Source organism: Caenimonas aquaedulcis, assembly GCF_015831345.1.
Taxonomy (GTDB): domain Bacteria; phylum Pseudomonadota; class Gammaproteobacteria; order Burkholderiales; family Burkholderiaceae_C; genus Ramlibacter; species Ramlibacter aquaedulcis.
In genome coordinates this window covers 1,849,194-1,864,725 of the sequence record NZ_JADWYS010000001.1, presented here as the reverse complement: position 1 = coordinate 1,864,725, position 15,532 = coordinate 1,849,194, and the positions used below count along the sequence as shown (strand labels likewise).

General features: G+C 66.2%; 15 protein-coding genes. All 15 read left to right on the top strand.

The genetic code is table 11. The features are described 5' to 3' along the window. Nucleotides 1–169 precede the first annotated feature (169 nt). The 15 genes from I5803_RS09010 to I5803_RS08940 all read left to right on the top strand — a co-directional run bounded on the left by I5803_RS09010 (nucleotide 170) and on the right by I5803_RS08940 (nucleotide 15,525). Nucleotides 170–4,054 (top strand): DUF3683 domain-containing protein, encoded by a 3,885-nt coding sequence (locus I5803_RS09010; protein ID WP_196986033.1) that lies wholly within the window; start codon nucleotides 170–172, stop codon nucleotides 4,052–4,054. Next, nucleotides 4,054–4,500, top strand: a complete 447-nt coding sequence (locus I5803_RS09005) for an HIT family protein (RefSeq protein WP_196986032.1) — start codon at nucleotides 4,054–4,056, stop codon at nucleotides 4,498–4,500. Before I5803_RS09010 ends, I5803_RS09005 begins: the two co-directional genes overlap by 1 nt. Further along, nucleotides 4,488–4,898: a gamma-butyrobetaine hydroxylase family protein gene (locus I5803_RS09000; protein WP_196986031.1), complete on the top strand. Its 411-nt coding sequence runs from the start codon at nucleotides 4,488–4,490 to the stop codon at nucleotides 4,896–4,898. The genes I5803_RS09005 and I5803_RS09000 overlap by 13 nt, the downstream gene beginning before the upstream one ends. Before the next feature lie 88 nt (nucleotides 4,899–4,986). Beyond that, on the top strand, nucleotides 4,987–5,718 hold the full coding sequence (ubiE, locus tag I5803_RS08995; protein ID WP_196986030.1) for a bifunctional demethylmenaquinone methyltransferase/2-methoxy-6-polyprenyl-1,4-benzoquinol methylase UbiE: 732 nt from the start codon (nucleotides 4,987–4,989) through the stop codon (nucleotides 5,716–5,718). A 25-nt stretch (nucleotides 5,719–5,743) separates the two neighbouring features. After that, complete coding sequence (locus tag I5803_RS08990; protein WP_196986029.1) at nucleotides 5,744–6,727, top strand: Tim44 domain-containing protein; 984 nt, start codon at nucleotides 5,744–5,746, stop codon at nucleotides 6,725–6,727. A gap of 61 nt (nucleotides 6,728–6,788) precedes the next feature. Next, on the top strand, nucleotides 6,789–7,364 hold the full coding sequence (locus I5803_RS08985; protein ID WP_196986028.1) for a hypothetical protein: 576 nt from the start codon (nucleotides 6,789–6,791) through the stop codon (nucleotides 7,362–7,364). Beyond that, nucleotides 7,361–8,929 carry a ubiquinone biosynthesis regulatory protein kinase UbiB gene (gene ubiB, locus I5803_RS08980; protein ID WP_196986027.1) on the top strand — a complete coding sequence of 523 codons (1,569 nt, stop codon included), beginning with the start codon at nucleotides 7,361–7,363 and terminating at the stop codon, nucleotides 8,927–8,929. The genes I5803_RS08985 and ubiB overlap by 4 nt, the downstream gene beginning before the upstream one ends. Before the next feature lie 54 nt (nucleotides 8,930–8,983). After that, complete coding sequence (locus tag I5803_RS08975) at nucleotides 8,984–10,456, top strand: high affinity choline transporter 1 (protein WP_196986026.1); 1,473 nt, start codon at nucleotides 8,984–8,986, stop codon at nucleotides 10,454–10,456. An 80-nt stretch (nucleotides 10,457–10,536) separates the two neighbouring features. Beyond that, nucleotides 10,537–10,866, top strand: coding sequence for an FmdB family zinc ribbon protein (locus I5803_RS08970; RefSeq protein WP_196986025.1), 330 nt, complete (start codon nucleotides 10,537–10,539; stop codon nucleotides 10,864–10,866). Between the two features lie 8 nt (nucleotides 10,867–10,874). Beyond that, nucleotides 10,875–11,495 (top strand): DUF502 domain-containing protein, encoded by a 621-nt coding sequence (locus I5803_RS08965; RefSeq protein WP_196986024.1) that lies wholly within the window; start codon nucleotides 10,875–10,877, stop codon nucleotides 11,493–11,495. 51 nt (nucleotides 11,496–11,546) lie between these two features. Beyond that, nucleotides 11,547–13,349 carry an aspartate--tRNA ligase gene (aspS, locus tag I5803_RS08960; protein WP_196986023.1) on the top strand — a complete coding sequence of 601 codons (1,803 nt, stop codon included), beginning with the start codon at nucleotides 11,547–11,549 and terminating at the stop codon, nucleotides 13,347–13,349. Nucleotides 13,350–13,409: 60 nt separating this feature from the next. Continuing rightward, the gene (locus tag I5803_RS08955; protein WP_196986022.1) at nucleotides 13,410–13,688 is read left to right on the top strand and encodes a type II toxin-antitoxin system prevent-host-death family antitoxin; all 279 of its coding nucleotides are present in this window, start codon (nucleotides 13,410–13,412) and stop codon (nucleotides 13,686–13,688) included. A gap of 1 nt (nucleotide 13,689) precedes the next feature. Then, a complete protein-coding gene (locus tag I5803_RS08950) occupies nucleotides 13,690–14,007 on the top strand; it encodes a CcdB family protein (protein WP_196986021.1) in 318 nt (105 codons plus the stop codon). Nucleotides 14,008–14,344: 337 nt separating this feature from the next. Beyond that, nucleotides 14,345–14,794, top strand: a complete 450-nt coding sequence (gene nudB, locus I5803_RS08945) for a dihydroneopterin triphosphate diphosphatase (protein WP_354001642.1) — start codon at nucleotides 14,345–14,347, stop codon at nucleotides 14,792–14,794. Further along, nucleotides 14,791–15,525, top strand: coding sequence for an endonuclease/exonuclease/phosphatase family protein (locus I5803_RS08940; protein ID WP_196986019.1), 735 nt, complete (start codon nucleotides 14,791–14,793; stop codon nucleotides 15,523–15,525). The genes nudB and I5803_RS08940 overlap by 4 nt, the downstream gene beginning before the upstream one ends. Nucleotides 15,526–15,532: the final 7 nt, after the last annotated feature.

Below are 15,532 nucleotides of genomic sequence, written 5' to 3'. Positions count from 1 at the left end.
GAAAGTGCGTCCGGTGGTCCGGAAGGGGGCGACTGTACCGCCCATTTGTGACCGCCGATTAAACATTGCGCGCGGGACACGCCACAAGCGGGTTTCCCATGAGCCAAAGTGCAGTTCGCCCTCCGCCCGCGCAGCATGCTGCACTGCGGTAACATCAATCCACCCCCCCATGAACGCACCCACAACGCTCAATCACCTCATGGACGCGGCCCGGGACGACGTCCCCCGCCTGCGCGAGATTCCGTACAACTACACCTCGTTCTCCGATCGCGAAATCGTGATCCGCCTGCTCGGTCCCCGGGCCTGGGACGTGCTGAACGAGCTGCGCGACGAGCGCCGCACGGGGCGCTCCGCCCGGATGCTGTACGAGGTGCTGGGCGACATCTGGGTCGTGCAGCGTAATCCCTACCTGCAGGACGACCTGCTGGACAACCCGAAGCGCCGCGGCCAGCTGGTCGAGGCCCTGCACCACCGCCTGGCCGAAGTGCAGAAGCGGCGGGAGTCGGCGGGCGACGCGGGGCGCGACGGCCTCGTGGCCGAACTGCTGCAGGCGGCGGGCAAGGCGGTGGAAGCCTTCGACGAGAGCTTCCGCGAGATGGGCGCCCTGCGCAAACAGGCGGCGCGCGCCCTGCGCCGCTACACCGCGAAGGACAACATCAAGTACGACGGCCTGTCGCGCGTCTCCCACGTGACGGACGCGACCGACTGGCGCGTGGAATACCCCTTCGTGGTGCTCACGCCCGATACGGAAGAAGAGATGGCCGGCCTGGTGAAGGGCTGCATCGACCTGGGCCTGACGATCATCCCGCGCGGCGGCGGCACCGGCTACACCGGCGGCGCGGTGCCGCTGACCTGGAAGAGCGCGGTCATCAATACTGAAAAGCTCGAGGCCATGACCGAAGTCGAGATGATCGACATTCCCGGCCACACCGAAAAGCGCCCGACGATCTGGACCGAAGCCGGCGTCGTCACGCAACGCGTCGCGGACGCGGCCGAGCGCGGCGGCTTCGTCTTCGCCGTGGACCCGACGTCCGCGGAAGCCTCGTGCATTGGCGGCAACGTCGCGATGAACGCGGGCGGCAAGAAGGCCGTGCTCTGGGGCACCGCGCTGGACAACCTCCTGTCGTGGCGCATGGTGACGCCGCAGGCGCAATGGCTGGAAGTGGTGCGCCTGGACCATAACCTCGGCAAGATCCACGACGCGGACGTCGCGACCTTCGAGCTGCGCTACTTCCAGGCCGACGGCAAGACCCCGATCCGCACGACGCGGCTCGAGATCCCGGGCCACACCTTCCGCAAGGAGGGCCTGGGCAAGGACGTCACGGACAAGTTCCTCTCCGGCCTGCCCGGCATCCAGAAGGAAGGCTGCGACGGCCTCATCACCAGCGCGCGCTGGATCGTGCACCGCATGCCCAGCCACACCCGCACGGTGTGCCTCGAATTCTTCGGCAATGCGAAGGACGCGGTGCCCAGCATCGTGGATATCAAGGACTACATGTTCGCGGAGCAGCAGCGCTCCGGCGTCCTGCTCGCGGGGCTGGAGCACCTCGATGACCGCTACCTGCGAGCGGTGGGCTACTCCACGAAGTCCAAGCGGGCGATCCTGCCGAAGATGGTGCTGTTCGGCGACATCTCCGGCGACAACGCCGACGACGTGGCGCGGGTGACCTCTGAGGTGGTGCGCATCGCCAATTCACGCAGCGGCGAAGGCTTCATCGCGATCAGCCCGGAAGCGCGCAAGAAGTTCTGGCTCGACAGGAAGCGCACCGCCGCGATCAGCAAGCACACCAACGCCTTCAAGATCAACGAGGACGTCGTGATTCCGCTGCCGCGCATGGCGGAGTACACGGACGGCATCGAGCGGATCAACATCGAGCTGTCGCTTGCCAACAAGATCAAGCTGGCCGACGAGCTCGAGGCCTTCTTCGCCCGGGGCAACCTGCCGCTGGGCAAGCAGGACGACGCGAGCGAAATTCCCTCTGCAGAACTGCTGGAGGACCGAGTCGGCCAGGCGCTGGAACTCGTGCGCGACGTGCGCGCCCTCTGGCGCGGCTGGCTCGCCAAGGTCGACACGCTGTTCCCGGAGCTGCAGGACCACTCCCTGCGCGCCAGCTGGAAGACGCAGATCCGCGCGCCGCTGCAGACGATCTTCGCGGGCGAACCCTTCGCCGCGATCCTCGCGGAGTGCAACGCCATCCACCAGCGAGTGCTCAAGGGCCGCGTGTGGGTCGCGCTGCACATGCACGCGGGCGACGGCAACGTGCACACCAACATCCCCGTCAACAGCGACGACTACGAGATGCTGCAGTCGGCGCACGCCGCGGTGAAGCGCATCATGGTCCTCGCGCGTTCGCTCAATGGCGTGATCTCGGGCGAACACGGCATCGGCATCACCAAGCTGGAATTCCTCACCGACGAGGAGCTCAAGCCTTTCGCGGACTACAAGCAGGAAGTCGATCCGGAGGGGCGCTTCAACAAGGGCAAGCTGCTGCGGCACGCCCAGCAGGATTCGCCGACGTCCGTCTATGCGGACCTCACGAACGCCTACACGCCCAGCTTCGGGCTGATGGGGCACGAATCGCTCATCATGCAGCAGAGCGACATCGGCGCGATCAGCGACAGCATCAAGGACTGCCTGCGGTGCGGCAAGTGCAAGCCGGTCTGCGCGACGCACGTGCCTCGCGCGAACCTGCTGTACAGCCCGCGCAACAAGATCCTCGCGACCTCGCTGCTGGTCGAGGCCTTCCTCTACGAGGAGCAGACCCGGCGCGGCGTATCCATCAAGCACTGGGAGGAGTTCGAGGACGTCTCCGACCACTGCACCGTGTGCCACAAGTGCCTGTCGCCCTGCCCGGTGAAGATCGACTTCGGTGACGTGTCCATGAACATGCGCAACCTGCTGCGCAAGATGGGCAAGAAGAGTTTCCGGCCCGGGAATGCGGCAGCCATGCTGATGCTGAACGCGACGAACCCGGAAACGATCAAGCTCATTCGCGGCGCGATGGTGGGCATCGGCTTCAAGGTCCAGCGCCTGGCCAACGACCTGCTGCGCGGGTTTGCCCACTTCCAGGTGAGAAAGCCCCCGGCGACGCACGACCGCGCGCCGATCAAGGAGCAGATCGTCCACTTCGTGAACAAGAAGCTCCCGGGTAATTTGCCCAAGAAAACGGCGCGTGCGCTGCTGGACATCGAGGACAAGGATTACGTCCCGATCATCCGCGACCCGAAGGCGACGAATGCGGAGACGGAAGCGGTCTTCTACTTTCCGGGATGCGGTTCGGAGCGCCTGTTTTCGCAGGTGGGCCTCGCCACGCAGGCGATGCTCTGGCACGCGGGCGTGCAGACGGTGCTGCCCCCGGGCTACCTCTGCTGCGGCTACCCGCAGCGCGGCTCGGGCCAGTACGACAAGGCCGAGAAGATCATCACCGACAACCGCGTGCTGTTCCACCGGGTGGCCAACACGTTGAACTACCTGGACATCAAAACGGTGGTGGTGAGCTGCGGCACGTGCTACGACCAGCTGCAGGGCTACGAGTTCGACAAGATCTTCCCGGGCTGTCGCATCATCGACATCCACGAGTACCTGCTGGAAAAAGGCATCACGCTCGACGCGTCGAATTCGGCGGGAGCGTACATGTACCACGACCCCTGCCACACGCCGATGAAGCTGCAGGACCCGATGAAGACGGTGAAGGCGCTCGTCGGCGACACCGTGCGCAAGTCGGATCGCTGCTGCGGCGAGTCGGGGACCTTCGCCGTGACCCGGCCGGACATCTCCACGCAGGTGCGCTTCCGCAAGGAAGAGGAACTTCGCAAGGACGAGGCCGCGCTGCGCGAAACGGGCAAGCTCGGCGCGAAGGAGAACATCAAGATCCTCACGAGCTGCCCGAGCTGCCTGCAGGGCCTGAACCGCTACAGCCACGACCTGCAGAACGGCCTGCTGGAAGCCGACTACATCGTGGTCGAGATGGCCAACCGCATCCTGGGCGACAACTGGATGCCCGAGTACGTCGCCGCGGCGAACAACGGCGGCATCGAGCGGGTGCTGGTCTGATGGCCGTGCCCGGCTGCCCGCTGTGCGAGGGGCCAGGAGGAACGGTCATTTTTTCCGGCCCGAAGTTCCGGGTCGTCCGTGCCGCGGAGGAGGGCTTCCCGGCGTTCTACCGGGTGATCTGGACAGCGCACGTGGCGGAGTTCTCGCAACTGTCGCCGGAGGATCGCGAAACCTGCATGGCGGCGGTCGTCTGCGTCGAAGAGGCGCTGCGCGAGCACCTGCAGCCGACCAAGATCAACCTCGCGGCCCTCGGCAACATGGTCCCGCACCTGCACTGGCACGTGATTGCACGCTTCGACTGGGATAGCCGCTTTCCCGATCCGGTGTGGTCGCCGGCGCGCAGGCAGGTCCCGTCGGAGCGAGTCGCCGACGTCGAGGCGCTTCGACCCGGCCTCGAAGCACGGATTTCTGCGCGCCTCGTAAACTCTCCCCCATGGCCGGCCTGAACCCCCAATCCCCTACGCCCCGCGACCTCACCGTGCACGGCCAGTCGCGCGTGCTCGAGGTCGAGTTCTCGGACGGCGCGCATTTCCGAATTCCCTTCGAGCTCATGCGCATCTACTCCCCGTCGGCCGAGGTGCAGGGCCACGGCCCCGGCCAGGAAGTGTTGCAGACCGGCAAGCGCGACGTCACGCTCACGGCGCTCGAACCCATCGGCAACTATGCCGTGCAGCCCACCTTTTCCGATGGGCACGACACGGGCATCTTCTCCTGGGAATATCTCTACTTCCTCGGTTCCGAGCAGGAGCGGCTCTGGGCCGATTACGCCAAGCGCCTTGCTGCCGCCGGCGTCGACCGTGACTCGCCCATGCCGGACAAACCCGGCCACGCCTGCGCGCACTGATGTGCTTTCGCGACGCCGGCCCCGGCCTATTCCCGGTCGGTCCGCGGGGTTGTGCGCACACCTCGCGTGAATGCCCTAGCATCGAGCCATGAGTTCCACGCATTTCGGGTTCGAGACGGTCGAGGAGACGGAGAAGGCGCGCCGCGTGCGCGGCGTTTTCGACTCCGTCGCGCCGCGCTACGACCTCATGAACGACCTCATGTCCGCGGGCCTGCACCGCGCATGGAAGGCGTTCACCGTGCTCACCGCGAACGTAAAGCCGGGCGACCGCGTCCTGGACATCGCGGGCGGCACCGGCGACATGGCGCTGGCCTTCGCGAAGAAGGCCGGCCCCACCGGCCGTGTGGTGCACACCGACATCAACGAGGCGATGCTGCGCAGCGGGCGCGACCGCCTGCTCGACGCGGGCGTCGCCCTGCCGACGCTCGTGTGCGACGCCGAGAAGCTGCCGTTCCCCACGGATTCGTTCGACGTGGCGTGCGTGGCCTTCGGCCTGCGCAACATGACGCACAAGGACGCGGCGCTGGCCGAGATGAACCGCGTGCTCAAGCCCGGCGGCAAGCTGCTCGTGCTGGAGTTCTCCAGGGTCGCCAAGCCGCTGGGGAAGGCCTACGACTGGTATTCGTTCAAGGTGCTGCCGCAACTGGGCAAGCTGGTGGCGGGCGACGATGCGAGCTATCGCTACCTCGCCGAATCCATCCGGATGCACCCCGGGCAGGAAGAATTGAAGGCGCTGATGAAGTCGGCCGGTTTCGGGCATGTGGACTACCACAACTTGACGGGCGGCATCGCGGCACTACATGTGGGTATCAAGTGTTAGGGCGCGCCTGCGCCATGGAGTCGAAATGAAAATCTGGTCCTGGTTATTCGTCCTCATCCTCTCGTTCGCGAGCTTCGAATCCGAGGCGGCGCGCCGCCTGGGCGGCGGCTCGTCGGTCGGCAGGCAATCGAGCAACGTCACGCAGCGCGAGGCGACGCGCAGCCCGAACACGGCGCCCACCAACTCCCAGCAGAACCAGGCCGCTCCCGCGCCCGCGCCCGCCGCACCTCCGGCGGCGGCGGCCCCGCGCCGGCCGTGGGGCGCGATGCTCGGCGGTCTCGCCGCCGGCCTGGGCCTCGCGTGGCTGGCCCACAGCCTGGGCCTGGGCGGCGCGTTCGGCTCGATCATCATGTTCGCGCTGCTCGCGTTCGTGGCGATGGCCCTGATCGGCTGGTTCATGCGTTCGCGCCGTCCGCAGCAGGGCGGCCTCGCCTACCAGGGCGCGGGCGCAGCGGCCGATTCCGCGGTGCCCCCGCGCCAGTACAGCCCGGACAAGGTCGGCAACGACGCCTCCGCCCGCCCGTGGGAGCGCAGCAGCATGGCTTTCGAAGCCGCCAAGTACGCGCCGCAGGGCAGCGGCGTGCAGATCGGTTCGGCGCTGGCCGGTTCGCAGTCCTGGGGCATCCCCGCGGGCTTCGACGCCGACGGGTTCATCACGGCCGCCAAGCGCAACTTCGTGACGCTGCAGGACGCCTGGGACCGCTCCGACATCGCCACCCTGCGCTCGATGATGACGGACGAGATGCTGGGCGAGATTCGCTCGCAGCTCGCCGAGCGCGAAACGCACACCGCGGGCCAGCCGAACCGCACGGAAGTCGTGATGCTCGAGGCGCAGCTGCTGGGCATCGAGGACCTGGGCAACGACTACATGGCCAGCGTGGAGTTCTCGGGGATGATCCGCGAGGAGCCGTCCGCCGGGCCGAGCCCGTTCCGCGAAGTGTGGAACATGACCAAGCCCAAGAGCGGCGCGAGCGGCTGGCTGGTGGCGGGCGTGCAGGCACTGCAGTAGTCCGCGCATCGCAGGCGCCCGAAGGCTCCCGCGAGGGAGTCATCATGAATAATGGGGGACTATGGCGACACAGTCCCCCTTTCCATTCCTGGACACCTTCTTCAACCGCATCGGGCAGGGGCTGCAGCCACCCGTCTGGATGGTCGAGGAAGTCCAGCGGCGCATCGTCCTGCTGCTCAACCACGTGCTGATGCAGGAACCCGAAGCGCAGGCGCGGCTGAAGCGCCAGGTGGGGCGGGTGGTGGAGGCGCACTGGCGCGTGTTCAACATGCGGCTCGCGGCCACGCCCGCGGGCCTGCTCGAACTCTCGACGACGGCCGTTCCTGCCGATCTGTCGCTGACGCTGACGGAAGAATCCCCCTGGGAGTTGCTCCAGTCCGCGCTGCGAGGCGACAAACCGCCGGTGCGCATCGTCGGTGACGTGCAGTTCGCGGCGGAGATCAACTGGCTGGTGGATCACGTCCGCTGGGACCTGGAAGAGGACCTCTCGCGCATCGTGGGCGACGCGCCTGCGCATGCCATGGGCGAGGGCGCGCGCCGCATGGTGGAGGCGCTGCGCGGGTTCGCACGACCCGCTTCCGCGCCGCAGACCCCCACCCCGCCCGCGGCGACGCCCACGCCGGGCACGGGCGCGTGACGCGGTTTATGCGCGGCTTCTTCATCATGTGGGTCGTGCTGCGGTACGGCCTCGACGAGCTGGTGCTCACCAGCTTCCGGCGGCCGTGGCTCAGCACCGCGGCGCGCGTGATGTCGTTCGGCCGGGACCTGCGCGCGCCGCGCGGGCAGCGCCTGCGCCAGGCGCTGGAGCACCTGGGGCCGATCTTCGTGAAGTTCGGGCAGGTCCTGTCCACCCGGCGCGACCTGCTGCCGGTGGACATCGCCGACGAGCTCGCGCAGTTGCAGGACAACGTGCCTCCTTTCCCGACGTCCGTGGCGATCGCCACCATCGAGCGCGCTTTCCGCCGCCCCGTGGATTCCATCTTCACGAGCTTCGAGCGCGAGCCCGTGGCGAGCGCATCGATCGCGCAGGTGCACTTCGCGACGCTGGTGGACAAGCACGGCAGGACGCGCGATGTCGCGGTCAAGGTGCTGCGCCCCGGCATGCTGCCGGTGATCGAGAAAGACCTGCACCTGATGCGCACGATGGCCGGGTGGGTGGAGCGCCTCTCCGACGACGGCCGGCGCCTGAAGGTGCGCGAGGTCGTGGGCGAATTCGACAAGTACCTGCACGACGAACTCGATCTCGTCCGCGAAGCCGCCGCCGCCGCACAGCTGCGCCGCAACATGGACGGCCTGAACCTCGTGATGATCCCCGAGATGCTCTGGGACTTCTGCCATTCCGACGTGATGGTGATGGAGCGGATGTACGGCGTGCCGATCAGCCAGATCGACCGGCTGCGCGATGCCGGCGTCGACGTGAAGAAGCTCGCGCGCGACGGCGTGACGATCTTCTTCACGCAGGTGTTCCGCGACGGCTTCTTCCACGCCGACATGCACCCGGGCAACATCCAGGTGAGCCTCGCGCCGGAGACCTTCGGGCGCTACATCTCGCTGGACTTCGGCATCATCGGCACGCTCACCGAGTCCGACAAGGAATACCTCGCGCAGAACTTCGCCGCGTTCTTCCGCCGCGACTACAAGCGTGTCGCGCAGCTGCACATCGAATCGGGCTGGGTGCCGCCCGGCACGCGCGTCGACGAACTGGAAGCCGCGGTGCGCACCGTCTGCGAGCCGTATTTCGACCGCCCGCTCAAGGAGATCTCGCTGGGCCTGCTGCTGATGCGCCTGTTCCAGACCTCGCGCCGCTTCCAGGTGGAGATCCAGCCTCAGCTCGTGCTCCTGCAAAAGACGCTGCTGAACATCGAAGGGCTCGGCCGCCAGCTCGACCCGGATCTTGACCTGTGGAGCACCGCCAAGCCTTTCCTGGAGAAGTGGATGCTGGAGCAGGTCGGCCCGCAGAAGCTGATCGACGAATTGCGCGACCAGGCGCCGCGGTACGCGAAGATGCTGCCCGACCTGCCGCGCCTGCTGCACGACTTCCTGCACCACCGGCCTGCGGACCACCGGCGCGACCTCGAAGACCTGCTCATCGAACAGAGGCGCACCAACCGGCTGCTGCAGCGCATCGTCTACGGTGGCGTGGGATTTGCATTGGGCCTGGTGGCCATGCAGCTGCTGAACGCGCGACTGCACCTCTTCTGAGCGCGGGCCCGTCGGGCATAATTTCGCTGCCCAAAACCGGGGTGGGGAACAACGATGAACTACACGCTGATCACCTTCGTGGTGCTGTATCTCGTGGGGACGCTCGGCATCGGCGTCTGGGCCGGCACGCGCATCAAGAACACCACGGACTTCGCCATCGCGGGGCGCAGCCTGCCGCTCGTCATGGTGGTGACGACGACCTTCGCCACCTGGTTCGGGGCGGAGACGGTGATGGGCATCCCTGCCAAGTTCGTGCAGGGCGGTCTGAACGCCATCGTCGAGGACCCGTTCGGGGCCGGCACCTGCCTGATCCTGGTGGGGCTGTTCTTCGCGTCGCGGCTCTACCGCATGAACCTGCTGACCATCGGCGACTTCTACCGCCAGCGCTTCGGCCGCGGGATCGAGGTGTTCTGCTCGGTGGCGATCATCCTGAGCTACCTCGGCTGGGTGGCCGCGCAGATCACGGCGTTGGGCCTGGTGTTCTCGGTGCTCACGAACGGCGCCATGTCCGAGACGAGCGGCATGATCGTCGGCACGCTGGCGGTGCTCGTCTACGTCGTGATCGGCGGCTTCCTGGCCGTGGCCTGGACCGACTTCATCCAGATGATCGTGCTGGTGATCGGCCTGTCCGTGATCGCCTTCTTCGCGAGCGACCTCGCGGGCGGCTCGGACAAGGTGCTCACCATGGTGGGATCGAAGGACCTGTGGAACTTCCTGCCGCCGCCCACCTTCACCGACATCGCGTTCTTCATCGGCGCGGGCCTCACCATGATGCTCGGGAGCATCCCGCAGCAGGACGTCTTCCAGCGCGTGATGTCCGCGAAGGACGAGAAGACCGCGCGGCGCGGCGCCGTGATCGGCGGGGTGAGCTACATCCTCTTCGCCTTCGTGCCGATGTTCATCGTGGCGAGCGCCGTGGTGGTGATGGGCGAGAGCGCCGTGGAGCTCGCCAAGAACGACTACCAGCGCCTGCTGCCGACCTTCGTGCTGACCAAGATGCCCCTGGTGATGCAGATCCTCTTCTTCGGCGCGCTGCTGTCCGCCATCAAGAGCACGTCCTCGGCCACGCTGCTCGCGCCCTCGACCAGTTTCGTGGAAAACATCCTGAAGAACCTGCGCCCCGGCATGACCGACAAGCAGCAGCTCTTCGCGATGCGCGCCACCATCGTCGTGTTCACCGCGTCCGTCCTCGCGTATGCCGTCGCCATGAAGGGCACGCCCATCTACGACCTCGTCTCCAGCGCCTACCAGGTCACACTGGTCGGCGCCTTCGTGCCCTTGGTGATGGGCCTTTACTGGAAGCGCGCGACCACGCAAGGCGCGATCGTGTCGCTGGCCGCCGGCATCGCCGCCTGGGTGCTCTTTTTCCCCCAGGTCGGCGGGGAGGCGCTCAGCAAGATGTTCCCGGGCCAGCTAGCGGGCCTCGTGGCCGCTTTCCTGGGCATGGTGGTCGGCTCGCTCGCGCCGCAGGTGCTGCGCAACCGCCACGAGCCGCGCAAGCCGCTGGCGGGCATGGTGCCCCACTGAGGGGCTTGGGAAACCCCCCTCCGCCTATAATTGAAGGCTTTGCACCCTCGCCGGGGTGCGCCCAACCCTTTCCGACTGCCATGCCCATCTACGCTTACAAATGCGGATCCTGCGGACATGCCAAGGACGTGCTGCAGAAGATCTCCGACGCCCCGCTGACCGTTTGCCCGGCCTGCGGCGCCGCCGCGTTCACCAAGCAGGTCACCGCGGCGGGCTTCCAGCTCAAGGGCTCGGGCTGGTACGCGACCGACTTCAAGGGCGGTTCCACCTCCGCGCCGGCCCCCGCGACCGACTCCAAGCCGCCCGAGGGCGGCAAGACCGAAGGCGCGAAGACTGAAAGCGCGACCAAGCCTTCCGAAGGCTCGGCCCCCACTTCCACCAAGACCGACACCCCGTCGGCATCGGCCTGAGTCGCACCATGTCGGCCCTGCGCAAATGGTTCGTGGCCGGCTTGCTGGTGATCGTCCCGGTGGCGATCACCATCGGCGTTCTCCAGTGGATCATCGGCACGCTGGACCAGACGCTCCTGATCCTGCCGGAAGCCTGGCAGCCCGATCGCCTGATCGGCGTTCACATCCCCGGCTTCGGCGTGCTCCTCACGCTGGGCATCCTGCTGGTCACCGGCGCGGTGGTGAGCAACTTCCTGGGCAAGAAGCTCGTGCGCTGGGGCGACCAGCTCGTGAGCCGCATCCCGGTGGTCCGCTCGATCTATTCGAGCGTCAAGCAGGTGTCCGACACCCTGTTCTCCCCCGGCGGCAATGCGTTCCGCACCGCGGTGCTGGTCCAGTGGCCGCGCCCCGACGTGTGGACCATCGCCTTCGTCACCGGCGCGCCCGGCGGCGAAGTCGTCGAGCACCTGAAGGGCGACTACGTCAGCGTCTATGTGCCCACCACCCCCAATCCCACGGGCGGCTATTTCGTCATGCTGCCCCGGCGCGACTGCATCGAGCTGCGCATGAGCGTCGACGATGCGCTCAAGTACGTCATCTCCATGGGTGTGGTCGTCCCCCACGCCGCGCTCCACACCAATCCCCGGTAACGCGCGGCCCCTCCCGCCCGCGCGTCATCCTTCAACCGAAGAGCACCTGCCATGTCCCAACAGAAAATGCGAACGACCTATTGCGGTCTCGTGACCGAAGCCCTCCTGGGCCAGACCGTGACCCTGTGCGGCTGGGTGAACCGCAGGCGCGACCACGGCGGCGTGATCTTCGTGGACCTGCGCGACCGTGAAGGCTATGTCCAGGTCGTCTGCGACCCGGACCGCGCCGAGATGTTCAAGACGGCCGAGGGCCTGCGCAACGAATTCTGCGTGCAGGTCACGGGCCTCGTGCGCGCGCGCCCCGAGGGCACGACCAACGACAACCTCAAGAGCGGCAAGATCGAACTGCTGTGCCAGGAATTGACGGTCCTCAACCCCTCGGTGACGCCGCCGTTCCAGCTCGACGACGAGAACCTGTCGGAGACCACGCGCCTCATGCACCGCGTGCTGGACCTGCGCCGCCCGTACATGCAGAACAACCTGATGCTGCGCTACAAGGTGACGATGGAGGTTCGCAAGTTCCTCGACGCCAACGGCTTCATCGACATCGAGACGCCGATGCTCACCAAGAGCACGCCCGAGGGCGCGCGCGACTACCTCGTGCCCAGCCGCGTGCACGACGGCATGTTCTTCGCGCTGCCGCAGTCGCCGCAGCTGTTCAAGCAGCTGCTGATGGTGGCCGGCTACGACCGCTACTACCAGATCACCAAGTGCTTCCGCGACGAGGACCTGCGCGCCGACCGCCAGCCGGAATTCACGCAGATCGACGTGGAAACCTCCTTCCTCACCGAAGAGGAAATCCGCGAGATGTTCGAAGGCATGATCCGCAGCACCTTCAAGAACGTGAAGGGCATCGACATCGGCGCCTTCCCCGTGATGAAGCACGCGGACGCGATGCGCCTCTACGGCTCGGACAAGCCGGACCTGCGCGTGAAGCTCGAATTCACCGAACTCACCGACGTGATGAAGGACGTGGACTTCAAGGTGTTCTCCGGCCCGGCCAACGCCGAGGACGGCCGCGTGGTGGCGCTGCGCGTGCCCGGCGGCGCCGGCATGAGCCGCGGCGACATCGACCAGTTCGGCGAATTCGTGAAGATCTACGGCGCCAAGGGCCTGGCGTGGATCAAGGTCAACGAAGTGGCGAAGGGACGCGAGGGCCTGCAGTCGCCGATCGTGAAGAACATCCACGACGCCGCCGTCGCCGAGATCCTGAAACGCTCGGGCGCCAAGGACGGCGACATCATCTTTTTCGGCGCGGACAAGGCGAAGGTGGTGAACGACGCGATCGGCGCGCTGCGCGTGAAGGTCGGCCACAGCGAATTCGGCAAGGCCAACGGCCTGGTCGAAGGCGAGTGGAAGCCGCTGTGGGTCATCGACTTCCCGATGTTCGAATACGACGACGACGGCCAGCGCTGGAACGCGGTGCACCACCCGTTCACCTCGCCGAAGGACGGCCATGAGGACCTCCTCGAAACCGACCCGGGCAAGGCGGTCGCCAAGGCCTACGACGCGGTGCTCAACGGCATCGAACTCGGCGGGGGGTCGGTGCGTATCCACCGCGAGGACGTGCAGAGCAAGGTGTTCCGCGCGCTCAAGATCGACGCGGAAGAAGCGAAGCTGAAGTTCGGCTTCCTGCTCGACGCCCTGCAATACGGTGCGCCTCCGCACGGCGGCATCGCGATCGGCCTGGACCGCTTCGTCATGCTGATGACGGGCGCGGAAAGCCTGCGCGACGTGATCGCCTTCCCGAAGACCCAGCGCGCGCAGGACCTGCTCACGCAGGCGCCGGGGCCGGTGGACGAGAAGCAGCTCCGCGAGCTGCATATCCGGTTGAGGAATACCGCGGCAGCGTGATACAGGCTTCTTGTGGGTGCTCCACTGTTTGGCTAAAATGGCCAACAAGGAGACACGCCCATGCAAATCACCGCGACTGAAGCCAAGAACCGGTTCGGCTATTTCTGCAGCCAGGCCAAGGGCGAGCCGGTCATCGTGGAAAAGGATGGCCGGCCAGACACGGTGTTGTTGGGCTACGAGGAGTTCCAGGCGCTGACGATGGCCGCCCGTGGCAAGTCCCTGTCGGCGCGAAAGAAGGAATTCAACGAGACCTACCGGGATTGGCTCGACGCGCAGAACCGGGAATTCGAAAAGAATGGCCTGTGGTGCGAAGGCTCTGTTGCCTGGCAGCAAGGCTGAGATGGCGCAGTTCGATATTTATCTCAATCCCATCCAGGCATCCCGCGAGTCCGTGCCGTACGTCGCGGACGTACAGAGCGGTTTGCTCGAGCGTTTGCCGACGCGCCTGGTCATGCCGCTGTCAAGGGTCGGCGCCGATGTGACCAGACTTCCCGAGAATCTGTGCCCTGTGGTGCAGGTGGATGGTGAAACCCTGATCCTGCTGGCCCATCAGGCGGCGCCTCTTCCTGCCCGAATGCTCAGGAAACCCGTGGCCTCGATCTCGCATCGCGCTGGCGAAGTGGCTGCGGCGATGGACGCCATCCTCAGCGGCTTCTGAATAGTCGGCGAGATGTCTCGACAAGACTCATGACCCGCGAACTCAGCAAACGCAGTTATCTTTTTTCACTTTCTTTTGGATTTCTGGGGCGTTTACTACGCTTTCTATTTCATTGAAAAAGCCGTTTAAGAGTGATAGGAGGGTCGTGCAGCAGAGGCGATCCGAAATCGGCGCAATCAAGCAGTCCGATATATCGCCCCAGATTTTGTGGCGAAGATGAGTTCTACGCGCGTTACAAGGAATGGGTCGACATGCACCACGACGTCGTGGAGCAGTTCGGCGTCTTCGGCGAGGAATTTCGGATCTGGTAAATGGGCAGCTTCGTCACAATAGGCGGGTGACGCCCCCCTTCAAGATCCCCCAATCCGTCCTGGTGGTGATCCACACCCCGGCGCGGGATGTCCTGCTCATCCATCGCGCCGACGCCGCCGGCTACTGGCAGTCCGTCACGGGCGCCAAGGACAGGGATGACGAATCCTTCGAGGATTGCGCCACGCGGGAAGTGCGGGAAGAAACCGGCATCGACGCACGCAAGGGCATCCTCACCGACTGGGGCATCGAGAATGTCTACGACATCTACCCCCGCTGGCTGCACCGCTACGCGCCCGGCGTGACGCGCAACACGGAGCACGTCTTCGGCCTGTGCGTGCCCGATGGCACGGCCGTGACGCTGAATGCGCGGGAGCACACGGACTTTCGCTGGCTGCCCTGGCGCGAGGCCGCGGATGCCTGTTTCTCGCCTTCCAACGCCGAGGCCATCCTCTTGCTGCCACAATTTGCGCAATGAGTTCCTCGCTGTTCCGGATCGCCACCTACAACATCCACAAAGGGGTGCAAGGCATGGGGCCGGTCCGGCGGCTGGAGATCCACAACATCGGCCACGCGGTCGAGCAGCTCGACGCCGACGTCGTCTGCCTCCAGGAAGTGCGCAAACTCCACCGCCAGGAAGAAAAATACTTCAAGCGCTGGCCGGAACTGCCGCAGGCCGAGTTCCTCGCGCCCGAGGGCTACGAGTCGGTCTACCGCACCAATGCCACCACGGCGCACGGCGAGCACGGCAATGCGCTGCTGTCGCGCTGGCCGGTCGTGTCGCATGCGCATGAGGACGTCTCGGACCACCGCTTCGAGCAACGCGGCCTGTTGCACGTCCACGTGCAGGTCGACCGCAAGCCGATCCATGTGATCGTCATGCACCTGGGCTTGATCGCGGGCAGCCGGCTGCGGCAGGTCGAACGGCTCGGCCAGTACATCGAGCGCGAGATCCCGAAGAAGGAAGCGCTGGTGGTCGCGGGCGACCTCAATGACTGGGGCTGCAAGCTGCGCCCGGCGATGAACAAGCTCGGCCTGCGGGATTTCGTCGGGGAGCGGCAATTCACCTTCCCCTCGCGCCTGCCGCTCACGCAGCTCGACTTCGTCTACTCGCGCGGTCTCGAGCCCGTGGGCGTGCACATCCCGCGCGGGCGCATCTGGTGGCGCATGTCCGACCACCTGCCGCTGATCGCGGAGTTCCAGCTGTAGGCGGGCC